Genomic DNA, 16,242 nt, shown 5'->3' with positions numbered 1-16,242 from the left:
TCAACCTTGTTTCCGTCCACCACCACCACGCGGGTCTCTTCCGCGTGGGTGGCGTCAATGAGCATTTTCTCCGACCCGGTGACGCGCGTCATCCTGTGGGAAGTGCGCCTGCCGCGGGTCGTGCTCGGCGCGCTGGTGGGCGCGGCGCTGGCCGTCTCCGGCGCGGTGATGCAGGGCCTTTTCCGCAATCCGCTGGCCGATCCGGGCATCGTCGGCGTCAGTGCCGGCGCGGGGCTGGGCGCTGTGGGGGCCATCGTGCTGGGCGGGCTGCTGCCGCCGGCTCTGCAGGGCCTGCTGGGCATCTACATGGTCCCCGCGGCGGCGTTCCTCGGGGGCTGGGCCTCGGTTTTGATGCTCTACGCGGTGGCCACGCGGGGCGGGCGCACCTCGGTGGCGACGATGCTGCTGGCCGGCATCGCGCTCGGGGCGTTGTCGGGCGCGGTGTCCGGGCTGCTGGTCTATGCTGCCGACGACCAGCAGTTGCGCGACCTCACCTTCTGGGGGCTCGGGTCGCTGGCCGGCGCGACATGGGGCAAGGTGGCCACCGCCGCGCCTGTCATCCTGTTGGCCGCGGGGGGCGCGCCGCTCCTGGGGCGGGGCCTGAATGGCCTGGCGCTGGGCGAGGCGACCGCGCTACACCTCGGGCTCAACGTGCAGCAGGTCAAGAACGCCGCGATCCTCGCCGTGGCCGCCGCGACGGGCGCCGCGGTGGCGGTGTCGGGCGGGATCGGCTTTGTCGGGATCGTGGTGCCGCACCTGCTGCGGCTGGCCACCGGGCCCGATCACGGCCCGCTGCTGGTCAACAGCGCGCTGCTGGGGGCGAGCCTGCTGCTGGGCGCCGACATGATCAGCCGGGTGATCATCGCGCCGGCCGAGCTGCCCATCGGGATCGTCACCGCGGTGCTGGGCGCGCCGGTCTTCCTGTGGATCCTGCTGCGGCGGCACGGACAGGTGGCACTGTGACGCTGCGGGCTCGGCAGGTCTCGGTCCGGTTCGGCCGGTCGCCCGTTCTGCACGGGGTGGATTTCAGTGCCCGGTCGGGCGGGATGACCGCCATCGTCGGGCCCAACGGCTCGGGCAAGACGACGCTGCTGCGCGCGCTCACCGGCGAGATCCCAGCCCGCGGCGCGGTCGCCCTCGACGGGCTGACGGTGGGCACGGCCAACGCGGTGGCGCTGGCAGCGCGGCGGGGGGTGCTGCCGCAGGCCTCGCGGCTGGCCTTCCCCTTCACCGTAATCGAGGTGGTGCGCATCGGCCACGGGGCCGGGGCGCATGCCGACAGGCCGCACCTGCCGCGCCGCGCGCTCGAGCGTGTCGGCATGGCGCACATGGCGGAACGGCTTTACCAGGACCTGTCGGGCGGCGAGCAGCAGCGTGTGCAACTGGCCCGGGTGCTGGCGCAGGTCTGGGAACCCGTGACCGTTGACGGCCCCGCCTGGCTGTTCCTGGACGAGCCGGTCTCGAGCCTGGATATCGGCCACCAGCTGGCGGTGATGCGGCTTGCGACCGAGTTCGCGCAGGCCGGCGGCGGGGTCGTCGCGGTCATGCACGACCTCAACCTCACGGCGATGTATGCCGACAGCGTCGCGGTGATGCAGGCAGGGCGGATCGCGGCGGCGGGCCCCACGCGCGAAGTGCTCACCTCGCCGCTACTGTCGCGGGTCTATGACTGCGACCTGCGCCTCAACACGCCGCCGGCGGACGGGACGCCCTATATCCTGCCGCATGCCTCTGACAAGGCGCAGGCGTTGTAGCCCCGCGGGGTCGCGCAGCGGATGCGGGGTATGTGGCGCCCACCGGTCAGGCCCGGTCACGATCGACGTCCGCCGGCCCCCCGGTCCGCCCGCGGCCGGAGACAGGCCAGCCGCGGGCATCGCAGCCTGCCAAGGCACGCCTCTCGATCCCTCAGCCAAAAGCCGGGGGTGTCCGAGACCGAAAAAGGAGTCGACATAACCAGTTTAATAGTTATATATTCCTCCCATGAGCATCAACAGCCGTCCTGCAAGGGCGCTGGCCGCCCTCGGCCATGACGCCCGGCTCTCGATCTTCCGGCTTCTGGTAAAAGCCGGAGAGGAAGGATTGCGTGTTGGCGAGATCGGCGCGCATCTCGGTCTTGCACCATCGACGCTCGCGCATCACCTCTCGACACTGGTCGATGCGGGCCTCGTAGTGCAGGAGAAACAGGGCCGCGAAGTGCTGAACCGCGTGGACTTCGCCGCGATGCACCAAGTCCTGAGCTTCCTGACCGCGGAATGCTGTTCCGGTGTTTCCCTGGCACCTTCGGAGGATGCCGCATGACGCGCACGCCCCTCTTTTCTAACCTCGAAAAAACCATAAAACTGGATATATAGTGATGGCTGATACGACACTTCCCACAGCCGGGCAACGCGCCGTGCTCCGCAGCCTCTGGATTAACCAGCGGGTCTGGCTTGCCTCAGCGGCGATCCTCGCAATCCTCGCCATCTTCGATCCGATGCAGGCGGCCGATAGCGCGGTCTTCGCAGGCGCCGCGCTTCTGAAAACCGCGCCTTATCTCTTGCTCTCCATCGCCATCGCGGCGTGGGCGGGCGCGACGGGCGCGGACAATCTTATCGCGAAAGCGTTCACCGGCGCGCCGTTATTGATGATCGTCTTCGGGGCGCTCGCGGGCGGGCTCTCTCCCTTCTGTTCCTGCGGTGTCATCCCGCTCATCGCGGCGCTTCTGGCGATGGGTGTGCCCCTCTCGGCGGTCATGGCCTTCTGGCTCGCCTCGCCGATCATGGACCCCTCCATGTTCGTGCTGACCGCCGGTGTGCTCGACATGCAGTTCGCGGTCGCCAAGACCGTTGCCGCCATCGGCCTCGGCAGCTTTGGCGGAATCGTGGTGCACGTTCTCGCCCGCAGCGGGGCGCTTTCGGATCCGCTCCGCGAGGGCATAGGAAACGGCGGGTGCGGCGGGTCAAAGGTCCGCGAACCCAAGCCGGTCGTCTGGCGTTTTTGGCAGGAGGCCGAGCGGCGCGCGAAATTCGGACGCGAAGCGGCGAAGACCACGCTCTTCCTCGCGAAATGGCTGACGCTGGCGTTTCTCCTCGAGAGCCTGATGCTTGCCTGGATACCGGCCGAGACGGTAACATCGACACTTGGCGGCGAAGGGCTCCTGCCGGTCGTAGCGGCCACTTTCGTCGGGGTCCCTGCTTACCTCAATGGATACGCGGCACTTCCCCTCGTGGGCGGGCTTATGGAGCAAGGGATGGCACCGGGGGCGGGCATGGCCTTCCTCGTGGCCGGTGGTGTCACCTCGATCCCGGCCGCGCTGGCGGTCTGGGCACTGGCCCGGCTCCAAGTCTTCGCACTCTACATCGCCCTGTCGCTCTCGGGCGCTTTCATGGCCGGGCTACTGTTCCAACTATGGAACATGGCATGACCAGGGGCAACGCATTGCACCATCGGCACAGAGGTACCGGCACATGAACCTGACCTATTCCGCGCGCTTGGCCCACCATGCAAGCGAGGTTCTGATACCCGGCGGCGTGGTAACTCCGCATGGCACCTGCACCGCTCTCCGGACGCGATCTTCACACCGCATGCCTCGCGCTTCAGCCGGTATGCCGACGACCCGGTGGCGGAGATCGCCGGGATTGCCGACGATCATACTGGCCTCGAGCGCGGCAGGGCTGTGGCCGGCCACGTGGCCAGTCGCTTCACCTACGGTCACCCGGAAAAGCGATCCACCGACGGGTTCAACATAATCCCTGCCTTGGAGTGCGGCCTCACGGAAGGCTCCTGTGGGGACATCAACACCTACTTCATCGCCGCTCTCCGCGCCGCCGGGATCGAGGTCGGCTACATCACCGGTTTCTTCTTTCCGGGCGAAAAGGGCGGCAGATGCGAGGATGGTCATTGCTGGGGTGTCACCCGGATCGACGGCGCGACCACGGAATGGGATATTGCCCATCGTCTGAAACTCGGAACCCGCGACATCCGTCCGGGTCTCGATCCCAAGCCTGGACGGCGGTTCGCCTGTTTCCACCCGATGGGTCTGAATTTTCCGGATCTTGGCATCGCGGAATTGAAGGCGCTGATCGAGCCCGGTACCGTCGCTGACGGGCAAGTAATCACATTCGCGGAGCCGGATATCAGGTTGAAGGAGAGTGCTCCTGCCTGAGCCGTCACATGGGGTTGGATCGTGAAGGTCGACGGATGCGATGCATTGACCATGGCAGCGTCGTCTAACCGGCAACCGTGGCGCGAAGATCAACTCTCCGCCTTGAATTCTGACGGTACGAACGGTTCGAAGCGGTCATTCCAGGTACCTTTGGAGTGCTGTCGTGGCAGCCCGTATTGCCAACTTTTGCCGCGCCCGCGAGCCCGAAGGCTCGGTGAATTCGCAATTTGCAAGAAGCAGTGGTCTGTTCGCCATCCGGCAAGCATACACCACGGCTTCGGATGGCGGCGCGCTATCTTCCGGATCTGTCCTTTCCCATGGCCGCATGGAACGATCACGCGGCTTGACCCCTGAAAAGAGACAACAAGTGCTTTCAGGAGCATTGATTTCATTCAGCCGTCACAATTTTTGCTCATACGAGCGTACAGGGGGCGACGAATGAACAGACAGTCGGCGATTCTCGAAACGGCACAATCCCATGGGCGGGTCATGGTGGACGAACTGGCAGAGGCCCTGCGCGTTTCGGCCCACACCGTCCGCCGCGATATCAACGCGCTGTGCGCGCAGGGAAAACTGCGGCGCCTGCATGGCGGGGCCGAATTCATCGAAGGCAGTTCGAACCTGCCCTATTCGGCGCGCACCTCGCTGAACGTGGCAGCCAAGCAGAGGATCGCGGCCCATGTCGCGGGGCTGATCCCGGATGGGGCCACGATGTTTTTCTCCATCGGCACGACCCCCGCCGTGGTCGCCGCCGCGCTGGCCGAGCGGGAAGGCCTGACCGTAATCACAAACAACCTGAACGCGGCGATGGCCCTGTCGGAGGCGCCCGGCGCGCGGATCGTGATCCCCGGCGGGGAATTGCGCTTGCCGGATCGGGATGTTCTGGGGCCGCTGGCACAGGAGCTTTTCGGGGCCTACCGCGCGGATTTCGCCATTTACGGGGCCGCAGGGATCGACACCGACGGCTCCCTGCTGGATTTCCACGCCCCCGAGGTGCGCATCCGCCGCAAGGTACAGGAAAACGCCCGGCAGTCCATTTTCGTCGCGGACAGGTCGAAATTCGGGCGCCGCGCCCCGGCGGTCGGTGGCCATCTTGACGAGGCCGACCTTGTCGTGACCGAGGCCAAGCCCGATGCGCCTTTCGCCGCCCTGCTGGAGTCGCTTGGCGACCGGTTGATCATCGCGGGAGAGGAGACATGAGCTTTCTGACACTTGAAAGCCTCACGCGGCAATGGAACGGACAGGGCGGGGTCCGCGATATCAGCCTTGAGCTGGCACAAGGTGCCTTCCTGTCGATCCTAGGTCCCTCGGGCTGCGGCAAATCCACGATGCTGCGCCTGATCGCGGGGCTGGAGCAGCCTCAGACAGGGCGCATCAGGATTGATGGCCGTGACGTGACGGCCCTGCCGGCCGCGCAACGCAACCTGTCGATGGTGTTCCAGTCCTACGCGCTTTTCCCGCATCTCAGCGTGGCCGAGAACGTGATTTTCGGACTGAAGGTGCGGCGGATCAGCCGCGCGGAGCGTGAGAGACGCCTGTCAGACGTGCTTGCCATGACCGGGCTGGAAGGGCTGGAGCGGCGCAAACCCTCCGAACTCTCAGGCGGGCAAAGACAGCGTGTCGCGCTCGCACGGGCGGCGGTGGCGGAGCGGCCGCTTTGCCTGATGGACGAGCCGCTGTCGAATCTCGATGCCAAGCTGCGCCACGCGGTGCGCCGGGATATCCGAACGCTGGCGCGCAAGCTGGCGCTGACGGTCGTCTATGTGACCCATGACCAGGGCGAGGCGATGAGCCTGTCGGACAATGTCGTGCTGATGCGAGAAGGCCGCATCGAACAGGTCGGCACGCCATCCGAGCTTTACGCGCGACCGGCCAGCACCTTTGCCGCCCAATTCATCGGCGACCCGCCGATGTCGCTGATCGACGCGGCCGCGCTTGGCCACGACGACACATGTATCATAGGCGCACGTCCGGAAGCCGTTTTGCTTGTGCCCGCCGGCCAAGGCGATCTTGATGCACGGATCGACGATTTCGAGTACCTCGGCGGCGAAACCCGGCTGGCGCTCACGCATCCGGCGGCGGACGGGCTTGCCGCGATCCTGCCGGGCCCGGCCGAATTCCAGCCCGGCCAGACGGTCGGCGTCGTCATTCCATCGGAAAACCGGCTCCTTTTCGACTCCGTCACCCGAAGCCTGAAAAAGGAGCCGCAGCAGAATCCAAAGGCGCGCATTCGCCAAAATCCCGCGCCAGAGGATGGCCATAGGGCCCCCACCTTAACCCGAACAGTCAAAGAGGACCTTTCGAAATGACCCATATCACTGCTGTGTCCGCCATATTGGCGGCCTCCACCGCGCTCGTCAATCCGGCCGCGGCCGAGACCGAGCTGACCATGTATTACCCCATCGCCGTCGGTGGCGCGTTGACCGAAGTGGTTGATGGAATCGTCGCCGAGTTCGAGGCGCAGAACCCCGATATCAGCGTCAACGCGATCTACGCTGGCAACTATGACGACACGCGCATCAAATCGCTTGCCGCACTCGAATCCGGCGATCCGGCGCAGCTTGCCGTGATGTTTTCCATCGACGCCTATGACCTGATCGAGCAAGACCTTATCGTGCCCTTCGAAGATGTGACCGAGACCAAGGCGGAGAAGGAATGGCTGAACAGCTTCTACCCGGCGCTGATGGCCAACGGCAAGATCGAGGGCCAGACATGGGGCGTGCCGTTCCAGCGGTCGACCATCGTGGCCTATTACAACAAGGACATGTTCCGCGAGGCCGGGCTTGACCCGGAAACCGCGCCGACAACGTGGGCCGAATTGGCGGAGATGGGCAAAGCCCTGACAAGCGACGACCATCACGGCCTGATGATCCCCTCGACCGGTTATCCCTACTGGATGTTCCAGGCCCTGGCGATCCAGAACGGGCAGGAGTTGATGTCGAATGACGGGCTGACCACCCATTTCGACGATCCCGATACGGTCGAGGCGCTTGAATACTGGAAGTCGCTATCCACCGAGCACGGTATCATGCCCGAGGGCACCGTGGAGTGGGGCACGCTGCGGCAAGCCTTCCTTGAGGGTGAAACCGCGATGATGTGGCATTCCACCGGCAACCTTACGGCGGTCAAGAACAATGCCGAGTTCGACTTCGGTGTTGCCATGCTGCCCGGCAAGGAACGCTTGGGATCACCCACCGGCGGCGGCAATTTCTACCTCTTCAAGGACTCCACCGACGCGGAAAAGCAGGCCGCGCTTGAACTCATCAAGTTCATGACCGCGCCCGAGCAGGCCGCGAAGTGGTCCATCGAGACGGGCTACATGGGTGTCTCGCCCGCCGCTTATGAGACCGAAGCGCTCAAGGCCTACACCGCTGATTTCCCGCCTGCCCTCGTGGCGCGCGATCAGCTTGAGCACGCCGTTGCCGAATTCTCGACCTTCGAGACGGCGCGCGTCCGCGATGGCCTGAATGCCGCGATCCAGTCGGCGCTGACCGGCGACAAGAGCCCGGCGGACGCGCTGGCCGAGGCGCAGGCCGCCGCCGAACGTCAACTGCGCGCCTACAAGTAAGCGCCTGCAATGACCCTGTGCCGGGCCGGTTCTCTCAACCGGCCCGGCCACGGAGACCCGCATGACCGACGCCTTCACATTGGAACGCCGCCGCCGCGCCCTGCACGGCTGGCTGTTGCTCTCGCCTGCGCTCATCATGCTGACGGCCTTTGCCTTTTACCCGTCGCTGGCCACCATGGTGACCTCGCTCTGGTCGCGCGGCACCCGGCGCAACCCGGCCGAATTCGCGGGGCTGGAAAATTACCGCTACCTGTTCGACGATCCGACCTTCTGGCAGGTCGCGGGCAACAACCTTCTCTATGCGCTTGTCACCATCCCGGTTTCCATGGCGCTGGCGCTAATCATGGCGCTCTGGGCCAACTCGAAACTGCCGGCGCGCGGCTTTATCCGCACCGCATACTTCACCCCGACCGTGCTGCCGATGATCGCGGCGGCAAACCTTTGGTTGTTCTTCTACACGCCCAGTTTCGGCATCCTCAACCAGATCGGCGCTCTGTTCGGGGCCGGGCCGGTCAACTGGCTGGGTGAGCCCGAAACCGCGCTTTGGGCGATTTGCGTGGTGACGATCTGGAAGGAGGCGGGGTTCTTCATGATCTTCTACCTTGCGGCGCTGCAAACCATCCCGCCCGATCTGAAAGAGGCCGCAGACATCGAAGGCGCCAGCCGTTGGACCTATACCCGCCGGATCGTGCTGCCGCTCCTGATGCCGACCACGCTCTTCATCCTCGTCAACGCGATGATCAACTCGGTCAAGTTGATCGACCACCTGTTCATCCTGACCAAGGGCGGGCCGTCGGACAGCTCCAAGCTGATCCTCTACTACATCTGGGAAAACGCCTTCGCCTATTTCGACAGGCCGTCGGCCGCGGCGATGACGGTGCTGGTGCTGGCCCTGATGGGGGCGCTGGCGGCCTTCCAGTTCCTCGTCCTTGACCGGCGGGTGCATTACCGATGATCCGTTACATCGAACCCGCCGCCGCGATCCTGCTGGCCGTTCTTTGGATTTCGCCGCTGCTTTTCGCATTCTGGGCGGCGTTTCACGATGTCAGCGACGCGGTGAATTTCCGCCTGACCGCGCCGCTCACGCTCGAGAATTTCCGCACCGCCTGGGACGGGGCGCCGTGGCTGCGGTATTTCCTCAATACCTTCATGCTGGTCTCGCTGATCCTTGCCGGGCAGTTCCTGCTCTGCACGCTGGCCGGGTTCGCCTTTGCCCAGACGGAATTTCGCGGGCGCGACGCGCTGTTCCTCCTCGTGCTGATGCAGCTTTTCATCCTGCCCGAGGTGCTCATTGTCGAAAACTATCGGGTCGCGGCCTCCCTCGGGCTGCTTGACAGCATCCTCGGGATCGGCGCGCCCTACATGGCCTCGGCCTTCGGCATCTTCCTGATGCGGCAGGCCTTCAAATCGGTGCCCCGCGAGCTTGACGAGGCCGCCCGCGTCGAGGGCTGCGGCACGTTGGGCGTCCTTTGGCGGGTCTATGTCCCTGCTGCGCGGCCCACCTATCTGGCCTATGCCCTTGTCTCGGTGGCGACGCACTGGAACAATTTCCTCTGGCCGCTGATCGTGACCAATTCGCCCTCCACCCGGCCGCTGACGGTGGGCCTGTCGCTGTTCGGCGCGCCCGAGAACGGCGTTGATATCTCGGTCATCTCGGCGGCCACGGTCATGGTAATCGCGCCGCTCTTGGCCAGCTTCCTGATCTTCCAGCGGCAATTCGTGCAGGCATTCCTGACCGCCGGCGTGAAATGAGGACAGCATGACCCGCATCCTGCAAATCTCCGATCTGCACATCATGCCCGAGGGGCAGCTTTTCAACGGCCGCATCGACACGGCGGCGGCGCTGCGGCACATACTGGCCGGGCTGACGCGCCTGTTGCCCGTCATCGGCCCGGTGGAGCGGCTGGTGATTTCGGGCGACCTAACGGAGACGGGATGCCAGGGCGCCTATGATCACCTGCGCGCCATCATGGCCGATGCGCCGCTGCCATGGCGCGCGATCCCCGGCAACCATGACAGCCGCGAGGCGATGCGCGCCTTTGCGGCGCAGGACGAATGGATGCCCGATGATGGTCCGATCAACTGGCGCGAGGATCTGGACGATGTCACCATGTTGGGCCTTGATACACTGGTTGAAGGGGCAGATCATGGCGCAGTGACCGACGCGACGCTAACTTGGCTGGAGGCGGCGCTGCGCGACCTGAGGCACCGTCCCGTGCTGATCTTCATGCATCACCCGCCCGTTGATACGGGCATATCCGAAATGGACGCCATCGGCCTCAAACCCAATCCGCGACTCGAAAGCCTGTTGCGTAACCACGACGGCCCGGTGCAGATCGCCTGCGGGCATGTTCACCGCGTGATCGCGGGGCAGTTTGCCGGACGCCAGGTCACCATTGCCCCGGGCAGCTCACATGCTGTTGGCCTCGATCTTCGCACGGATGCCGGGATCACGTTCATACCGGGCCACTCCGGCGCCGTTCTGCACGACATCGGGGCCGAACGCCGAACCCTGCTGATTTCGCCTGAAGATTTCGGTTGACAGGCAACGTAGTGACCCTTCCCTCGCGGTCCGTCATCAGAGAGCTGCACAGGCAGACCGAGTCGCGCGGGCGATGACGCGTTCTTCGTTCGTCGGGATGACGAGGATACGGCTCGGGCCGCTGCCGATATCGCGGGACCGGGGGTCGGGGTCCGGGGCCATGCGCAGCCCGAGGTATTCAAGACCGTCCACGATGCGGCTGCGAATGACGTCCGCGTTCTCCCCGATACCGCCGCAGAACACGAGCGCGTCCAATCCACCCAGAACGGCAGACAGCGCCCCGATCTCGCGGCGCGCCCGGAATACGTAATAGTCGATCGCATCCCGCGCTTCGGGCTGATCCGAGGCCAGCAATCTGCGCATGTCGCTTGAGATGCCGGACAGCCCCAACAGCCCGCTTTGCTTGTAAAGCAGTGACAGAACCTCTTTCGGGGTCATGCCCTTTTCTTCGATCAGGTGAAGAACGGCCCCCGGATCAATCTGGCCGCAGCGCGTGCCCATCGGCATCCCGTCAAGTGCCGAGAAGCCCATCGTCGACCCGATGCTTTGGCCCTGCCGCACGGCACACATGGAGGCACCATTGCCAAGATGCGCGATGATGATCCGGCCGGCATGCAGGTCGGGCTCGTCGCTTTCGATAACGCTGGTGATGTAGTCGTAGCTGAGCCCGTGGAAGCCGTAGCGCCGGATGCCGTCGTCATAGAACTTGCGCGGCAGCGCGAATGTGTCGTTGACCCACGGATGCCCGCGATGGAACGCGGTGTCAAAACAGGCCACCTGAACAGCGTCGGGAAAAAGGGCGCGCGCTGCCGAGATGCCGGCAAGGTTATGAGGCTGGTGCAACGGGGCCAGGGGAATCAGGGCCGTCAGCGCGGCCTCGATTTCCGGTGTGACGATCACGGGGTCGGCGAAATCCGGGCCGCCATGCACGACCCGATGCCCGACGCCGGTGATCGTGGTGTTTTCAAGATATGGCGCAAGGGCGTCAATGACGTACTCAAGAGCTTCGCGATGCGTGGCCGCACCGCAGGGCGTGCTTGTCGTGTTGTCGCCGTCCTGAAGGATGAGTTGCGCGGCCGCGCCGATACCGTCCACCTGCCCGGACACGCGCAGCACCGGCTCTGGCGCGCTGTCGTAAAGGCCGAATTTGACAGAGGACGACCCGGCGTTGAGCGTCAACACCCCTGTCATGGGCGTTGGGCCGCGTTGTAGAGGGCCGCAATCGCGGCGGACGCGATACGGGTTTTGGCATCATCCGCCCGGCTGGTCAGGATAATCGGCACACGGGCGCCGAGGACAACACCGGCGGCGTCGGCCCCGGCCAGATACATCAATTGCTTGGCGATCATGTTGGCCGCCTCAAGGTCGGGCGCGAGCAGAATGTCTGCCTGTCCCGCGACGGGCGACACGATGCTTTTGGTCGTAACAGCCCGCATCGAAATCGCGTTGTCAAAGGCCAAGGGACCATCCAGAAGCCCGTCCGTGATCTGTCCGCGATCCGCCATTTTGCAAAGCGCCGCAGCCTCGATCGTGGATTGCATGCGCGCGTTGACGGTCTCCACCGCCGACAGGATCGCCACCTTGGGCAGGTCGATGCCGATGGCGCGGGCCAGGTCGATGGCGTTCTGGATGATGTCGGCCTTGGTCTCAAGGTCAGGCGCGATGTTGATCGCGGCATCGGTGATGATCAGCGGCTTGGAATAGGTCGGTACATCCATCACGTAGACATGGCTCATCCGGCGCTCGGTGCGCAGGCCGCCGGTCTTGGACACAACGGCCGACATGACCTCGTCGGTATGCAGCGCACCTTTCATCAGGGCGCGCGCCGCGCCGGTGCGGACCAGATCGACAGCCGCCTCCGCCGCGGCATGGCTGTGGGGCGTGTCGACGATCTCCAGCCCTGCGATGTCGAGATCGCTTTCCTCTGCCACGCTGCGGATGCGCGCCTCAGGGCCCACAAGAACCGGGGTAAGCACACCAAGATCGCGGGCCTGAAGCGCCCCTTCGAGCGAAGGTGTGTCACACGGATGCACGACCGCCGTTGCCATCGGGTCAAGCGCCTGCGCACGCGCCAGCAGTTCGCCATGGGCCTTGCCATGTTTGTGCAGGACAAGGTCGGGCATTGTCATGCGGGGCCTGCGTATCTTGCGGTCTGGTGCAATGACGCGGGCCACGCCCTCGATGACGGGCTTGCCGTCACCGTTCGTGCAGGTACAGGCCAGCACCAGGCGGTGCTTTTCCGCGTCTCGCTCCGTCACTTCCACGCGCACGACAACCGTATCGCCGACACCGACCGGTTTGAGGAACTTCAGCGACTGTTCAAGATAAATCGTGCCCGGTCCGGGCAACTGGGTGCCCAGGACGTTCGAGATCAGGGCACCGCCCCACATTCCGTGCGCGATGATCTTGTGAAAGATGTCGCCTTCGGCAAACTCCTCATCCACATGGGCCGGGTTCACATCCCCGGACACAACGGCAAAGGCGTCGATGTCCTGCGCTGTCAGCGTGCGCACCAGTTCGGCCGAGTCGCCAACCTTGATCTCGTCAAACGGGCGGTTCTCGATAAAGCCAAGTGGCTCCTGCTCAGACGACATGGTGTCCTCCGTCAATATAGGCGATGTTCCCGCTGACCGAGCTGGCAAAGTCGGACACCAGGCACGCTGCCATCGCGCCAACCTCTTCGATCGTGGTGAGGCGATGAAGCGGCGCGCGACTGCGGGCATCATCCACCAACGCGTCAAAGTGATCAATGCCCGAGGCGGCACGCGTTTCCAGCGGCCCGGGCGACAAGGCGTTCACGCGAATGTTCTTGTCCCCAAGCTCCACCGACAGATAGCGGGTCGTCGCTTCCAGGGCGGCCTTGACCGGCCCCATGATATTGTAGTGATCCACCACTTTCTCGGCCCCGTGGTAGGATACGGTCAGGACAGTTCCGCCATCCGTCATCAACGGCTCGGCGCGCTTGGCAAGGCGGATCAGCGAATGCACCGAGACATCCATGGCCGTTGCAAACCCGTCCCGAGAGCAGTCCACCACGCGGCCATGCAAATCATCGCGCGGACAAAAGGCAATGGAGTGCACAACAAAGTCGAGCTTGCCCCAGGTCTTTTCAATCGCGGTGAACACCGCGTCGATCTGGGCCGTGTCGGTCACGTCCAGTGGCAGCAACAGCTCGGCATCGAACGCGGTGGCAACCGGTTGGACAAATCGGCGCGATTTGTCGTTCTGGTAGGTCAGGCACAATTTTGCACCCGACGCATGAAACGCGGCACCGCATCCGGCCGCGATGGAATGCGCATTGGCGATACCGACGACAAGACCCTCCTTGCCCTTGAGAAAGTCGTTCCGTGGCAGCATTCGGGTTACTCCTGAAACACGTAGGTGCCGCGCGTATCGTCCACGGCCTTGTCCTGATCCCGGACGGTATGGATGCGATAATGGCGGTGCTTGTGCCCCGGTTCGGGAAGGAGACCGGCATCCTGCCCGCCATTGGTCAAGGCAAATGTCACATCGGCGTGGCCAAGGGCGCGGCTCTTGAAAACCGACGTCCATGGCGCGCGCGGGCACGCGCGTGGTATCGGCATTCAACGCCATGAAGTCCTGCATCAAGTCCTCAAGGAATGACACCCGGCTTTCGTTGATAAAGAGGTTGAGTGCACCCGATACGCGGAAATCCGTCTGCGCGGCAAACAGTTTAATGCTGTCCAACCGGTCATCGCCATCACGCGCCATAACCGCCGCTGCCCCCGACAAGAGCGTAGCGTCAAGGCAATACCCGGCGGCATGCACTTTCCTAGCACCCGTCTGGCTTTCAACCAAGTCCCAGGTCGCGCGCGGCCCGAGGTCAAGGTAGCCCTGCATCCCATAATGCGCGTCCTCTGCCATGGGGTTACGCCGTGTCATGAATACAGTAAAGCCCTGCCGCAAGAAGCGTGATGGGTGTCTGCCATTTTTTTCCGTTCTTCGGGAGCGATGTCATCAAATCGGCACGCGTGTCCGCAAGCCGTGTTTCCCCGGAGGCATCGAACCCTTTTGATGGCGGTCGATCGGGGGCCTGCGCGGTTCGAGGGTTGGATCTGCCGACCGCTCTTTTTCAGACCGCGCCTTGTAGGTCGGCACGGAAAGACCGGCGGCCCAGCAGCTCACTTTGGCCCGCGGCCACAGTTTCGGCTTGTCTCCAAATCGCAGGCGTTCAGGAAAGCTTGCATCCGGCTTCTTCTGATCCACATGCTGACCGGTGCGTCGCGCCCCGTGCAGGATTCCGGCAAGATCTTGTGTCGTCATATACGGCAGCTTCAGCTCCGCCCAATGACGAGGTGCGGGTGGAGCGAGTCCTTCCGCGGCCCAGATGGCATACCATGGATAGCGTTCCCCGATGCGACGCACGCCATGGCGATTTGCAAGCTCCCGTGTCGCCCTAAGCGAGGGCATGCGCCAGTAGATGCGGAGTTCCTCCAGCGTCGCGGAGCCGGGGTCTTTTTGGTCGGTGGTCATGATGCACCCTCCTTTCGGAAAGGAAGTCGGTGCATGACCCGCCGCGCGGAAATTCGATCTGCGTATCTGTCAGCACGCCGCAAAAAGCGGCGATGGAGGCTGGCCAAGAGCCGTCGAAGGCACTTTTGCCGAAAGGGGAAATGACCAGATCTTGCCCGCTTCCGGTTCCGCGTCGTTCCTTTCCATGCCATTTCAAGGGTTTGGACGGGGCTGCGACGGACCGCCAAGTGTTTGAATTTTTGCCTTGTAAATCCATCGCTTGTGCGGATATACGCGTCGGCGGAGACGTGGCCGAGTGGTCGAAGGCGCTCCCCTGCTAAGGGAGTAGGCGGGAAACCGTCTCGAGGGTTCGAATCCCTTCGTCTCCGCCATTTCATCCGATCTTTATTTAGTCTATATAATTCAGTGGCTTGCTGGGTTGGCTTTTTCGACAACCACCCACGGCAACCACCCACGCCCTTGCCTTGAATGCCCGTTAGCAGGGGAGCGCCTTCGACAACGAGGCCACGTCAAAGCAATGCTCAGAATCACAAAGTATGACCCGACTCGCCAGCATCTCGAACAACCACCTTGGACTACAGTGTGGCCTTTGTGGGCATAACTCACTATTGGCAGTTCAACTCTTGATCGACAGGCTTGGGCGTAAGACGAATGTCCACTGTGCTGTAGCCAAGCTCAGATGTTCAAAGTGTAAAGCAAAGGGCAAAGCGTCGTTTATGATAACGTATGTGGGTAATTCAGGTGAGGCTATGCTTGGGTCTAAACAAAGACAGGGAGATTGAAGTGAGAAAATTGTGCGTCTTCAGATAATTTGGGACATCAGAGCGTGCTTTCGTTTGGAGGCTCTGGCTCATCCTTGATTGAGTTTACGCGTTTTCAGTTTGGTGGCGCAAGCGCCGGGTGAGCATGGTTTTTCGTTTGATCTCCTCTCGCTGTTTCAGGATTTGCTCAGCGCGGCCGAAGTAGACATCGACGGGCGTCAGGTTTCCAAGGCTCTCGTGGTAGCGTTGGTTGTTGTAGTATTCGACGAAGGCGTCAATCTGGCGCTTGAGATCACCGGGCAGGAAGTAATGCTCGAGCAGGACACGGTTCTTCATGGTCTGGTGCCACCGCTCGATCTTGCCTTGGGTCTGTGGGTGGTAGGGTGCGCCGCGGACATGATCCATGCCCTTGTCGTCGAGGTAATCCGCCAAGTCCCCCGCGATGTAAGACGAGCCGTTGTCGCTAAGAAGTCTTGGCTTGGCGACAACGGTCGCGCAGTCACATCCTGAAGCCTCCAGCGCCAGATCGAGCGTGGCGGTCACGTCCTCAGCCTTCATCGTCGTGCAAAGCTTCCAGGAGATGATGTAGCGGCTGTAATCGTCCAGGATGGTACTGAGGTAGAACCAGCCCCAGCCCAGGACCTTCAGATAGGTGAAGTCGGTCTGCCACAGCTCGTTGGGGCGCGTGGTTTTATCCCGGAACTCATTGGCTGCCTTCATTACGATATGCGTC

General features: G+C 63.5%; 16 protein-coding genes, 1 tRNA gene and 1 pseudogene. 13 read left to right on the top strand and 5 right to left on the bottom strand.

Annotation, left to right across the window (positions count from 1 at the left end):
- Positions 1 to 84: 84 nt before the first annotated feature.
- The 12 genes and pseudogenes from ACH107_RS22495 to ACH107_RS22440 form a co-directional block, all read left to right on the top strand.
- Positions 85 to 963 (top strand): annotated as a pseudogene (locus ACH107_RS22495) (FecCD family ABC transporter permease); the annotation flags it as partial.
- Complete coding sequence (locus ACH107_RS22490; protein WP_412507711.1) at positions 960 to 1,754, top strand: heme ABC transporter ATP-binding protein; 795 nt, start codon at positions 960 to 962, stop codon at positions 1,752 to 1,754. The pseudogene ACH107_RS22495 and the gene ACH107_RS22490, both read left to right, overlap by 4 nt.
- A 226-nt stretch (positions 1,755 to 1,980) precedes the next feature.
- Positions 1,981 to 2,298: an ArsR/SmtB family transcription factor gene (locus ACH107_RS22485; protein WP_412507710.1), complete on the top strand. Its 318-nt coding sequence runs from the start codon at positions 1,981 to 1,983 to the stop codon at positions 2,296 to 2,298.
- Between the two features lie 55 nt (positions 2,299 to 2,353).
- On the top strand, positions 2,354 to 3,403 hold the full coding sequence (locus ACH107_RS22480; protein ID WP_412507709.1) for a permease: 1,050 nt from the start codon (positions 2,354 to 2,356) through the stop codon (positions 3,401 to 3,403).
- Positions 3,404 to 3,598: 195 nt separating this feature from the next.
- Complete coding sequence (locus tag ACH107_RS22475; RefSeq protein ID WP_412507708.1) at positions 3,599 to 4,144, top strand: transglutaminase-like domain-containing protein; 546 nt, start codon at positions 3,599 to 3,601, stop codon at positions 4,142 to 4,144.
- A gap of 163 nt (positions 4,145 to 4,307) precedes the next feature.
- A complete protein-coding gene (locus ACH107_RS22470; RefSeq protein ID WP_412507707.1) occupies positions 4,308 to 4,586 on the top strand; it encodes a hypothetical protein in 279 nt (92 codons plus the stop codon).
- Positions 4,583 to 5,344 (top strand): DeoR/GlpR family DNA-binding transcription regulator, encoded by a 762-nt coding sequence (locus tag ACH107_RS22465; RefSeq protein ID WP_412507706.1) that lies wholly within the window; start codon positions 4,583 to 4,585, stop codon positions 5,342 to 5,344. Before ACH107_RS22470 ends, ACH107_RS22465 begins: the two co-directional genes overlap by 4 nt.
- Positions 5,341 to 6,453, top strand: a complete 1,113-nt coding sequence (locus tag ACH107_RS22460) for an ABC transporter ATP-binding protein (RefSeq protein ID WP_412507705.1) — start codon at positions 5,341 to 5,343, stop codon at positions 6,451 to 6,453. Before ACH107_RS22465 ends, ACH107_RS22460 begins: the two co-directional genes overlap by 4 nt.
- Positions 6,450 to 7,712: an ABC transporter substrate-binding protein gene (locus ACH107_RS22455; protein ID WP_412507704.1), complete on the top strand. Its 1,263-nt coding sequence runs from the start codon at positions 6,450 to 6,452 to the stop codon at positions 7,710 to 7,712. The genes ACH107_RS22460 and ACH107_RS22455 overlap by 4 nt, the downstream gene beginning before the upstream one ends.
- A 61-nt stretch (positions 7,713 to 7,773) precedes the next feature.
- Entirely contained in the window at positions 7,774 to 8,667 is an 894-nt protein-coding gene (locus ACH107_RS22450) for a carbohydrate ABC transporter permease (protein WP_412507703.1), read from the top strand.
- Positions 8,664 to 9,464, top strand: a complete 801-nt coding sequence (locus tag ACH107_RS22445; RefSeq protein WP_412507702.1) for a carbohydrate ABC transporter permease — start codon at positions 8,664 to 8,666, stop codon at positions 9,462 to 9,464. Before ACH107_RS22450 ends, ACH107_RS22445 begins: the two co-directional genes overlap by 4 nt.
- A 7-nt stretch (positions 9,465 to 9,471) precedes the next feature.
- The gene (locus ACH107_RS22440) at positions 9,472 to 10,254 is read left to right on the top strand and encodes a phosphodiesterase (protein ID WP_412507701.1); all 783 of its coding nucleotides are present in this window, start codon (positions 9,472 to 9,474) and stop codon (positions 10,252 to 10,254) included.
- A 36-nt stretch (positions 10,255 to 10,290) separates the two neighbouring features.
- Here the strand turns inward: ACH107_RS22440 and ACH107_RS22435 are convergent, their stop codons facing one another.
- The 4 genes from ACH107_RS22435 to ACH107_RS22420 all read right to left on the bottom strand — a co-directional run bounded on the left by ACH107_RS22435 (position 10,291) and on the right by ACH107_RS22420 (position 14,748).
- Positions 10,291 to 11,445, bottom strand: coding sequence for an acetate/propionate family kinase (locus ACH107_RS22435; protein WP_412507700.1), 1,155 nt, complete (start codon positions 11,443 to 11,445; stop codon positions 10,291 to 10,293).
- Entirely contained in the window at positions 11,442 to 12,848 is a 1,407-nt protein-coding gene (locus ACH107_RS22430) for a bifunctional enoyl-CoA hydratase/phosphate acetyltransferase (protein WP_412507699.1), read from the bottom strand. Before ACH107_RS22430 ends, ACH107_RS22435 begins: the two co-directional genes overlap by 4 nt.
- Positions 12,838 to 13,611, bottom strand: coding sequence for an enoyl-ACP reductase FabI (fabI, locus tag ACH107_RS22425; protein WP_412507712.1), 774 nt, complete (start codon positions 13,609 to 13,611; stop codon positions 12,838 to 12,840). The genes ACH107_RS22430 and fabI overlap by 11 nt, the downstream gene beginning before the upstream one ends.
- 621 nt (positions 13,612 to 14,232) lie before the next feature.
- Entirely contained in the window at positions 14,233 to 14,748 is a 516-nt protein-coding gene (locus ACH107_RS22420; RefSeq protein WP_412507698.1) for a hypothetical protein, read from the bottom strand.
- Positions 14,749 to 15,029: 281 nt separating this feature from the next.
- Here ACH107_RS22420 and ACH107_RS22415 point away from each other — a divergent pair.
- Positions 15,030 to 15,119, top strand: a tRNA-Ser gene (locus ACH107_RS22415).
- 495 nt (positions 15,120 to 15,614) lie between these two features.
- Here the strand turns inward: ACH107_RS22415 and ACH107_RS22410 are convergent.
- A partial coding sequence (locus ACH107_RS22410; RefSeq protein WP_412507697.1) for a transposase occupies positions 15,615 to 16,242 on the bottom strand: 628 nt, incomplete at its 5' end.

This window comes from Roseovarius halophilus (ex Wu et al. 2025), assembly GCF_047086965.1.
Note: the sequence above shows the minus strand (reverse complement) of the source record. Positions and strands in the feature narration are given on the sequence as shown.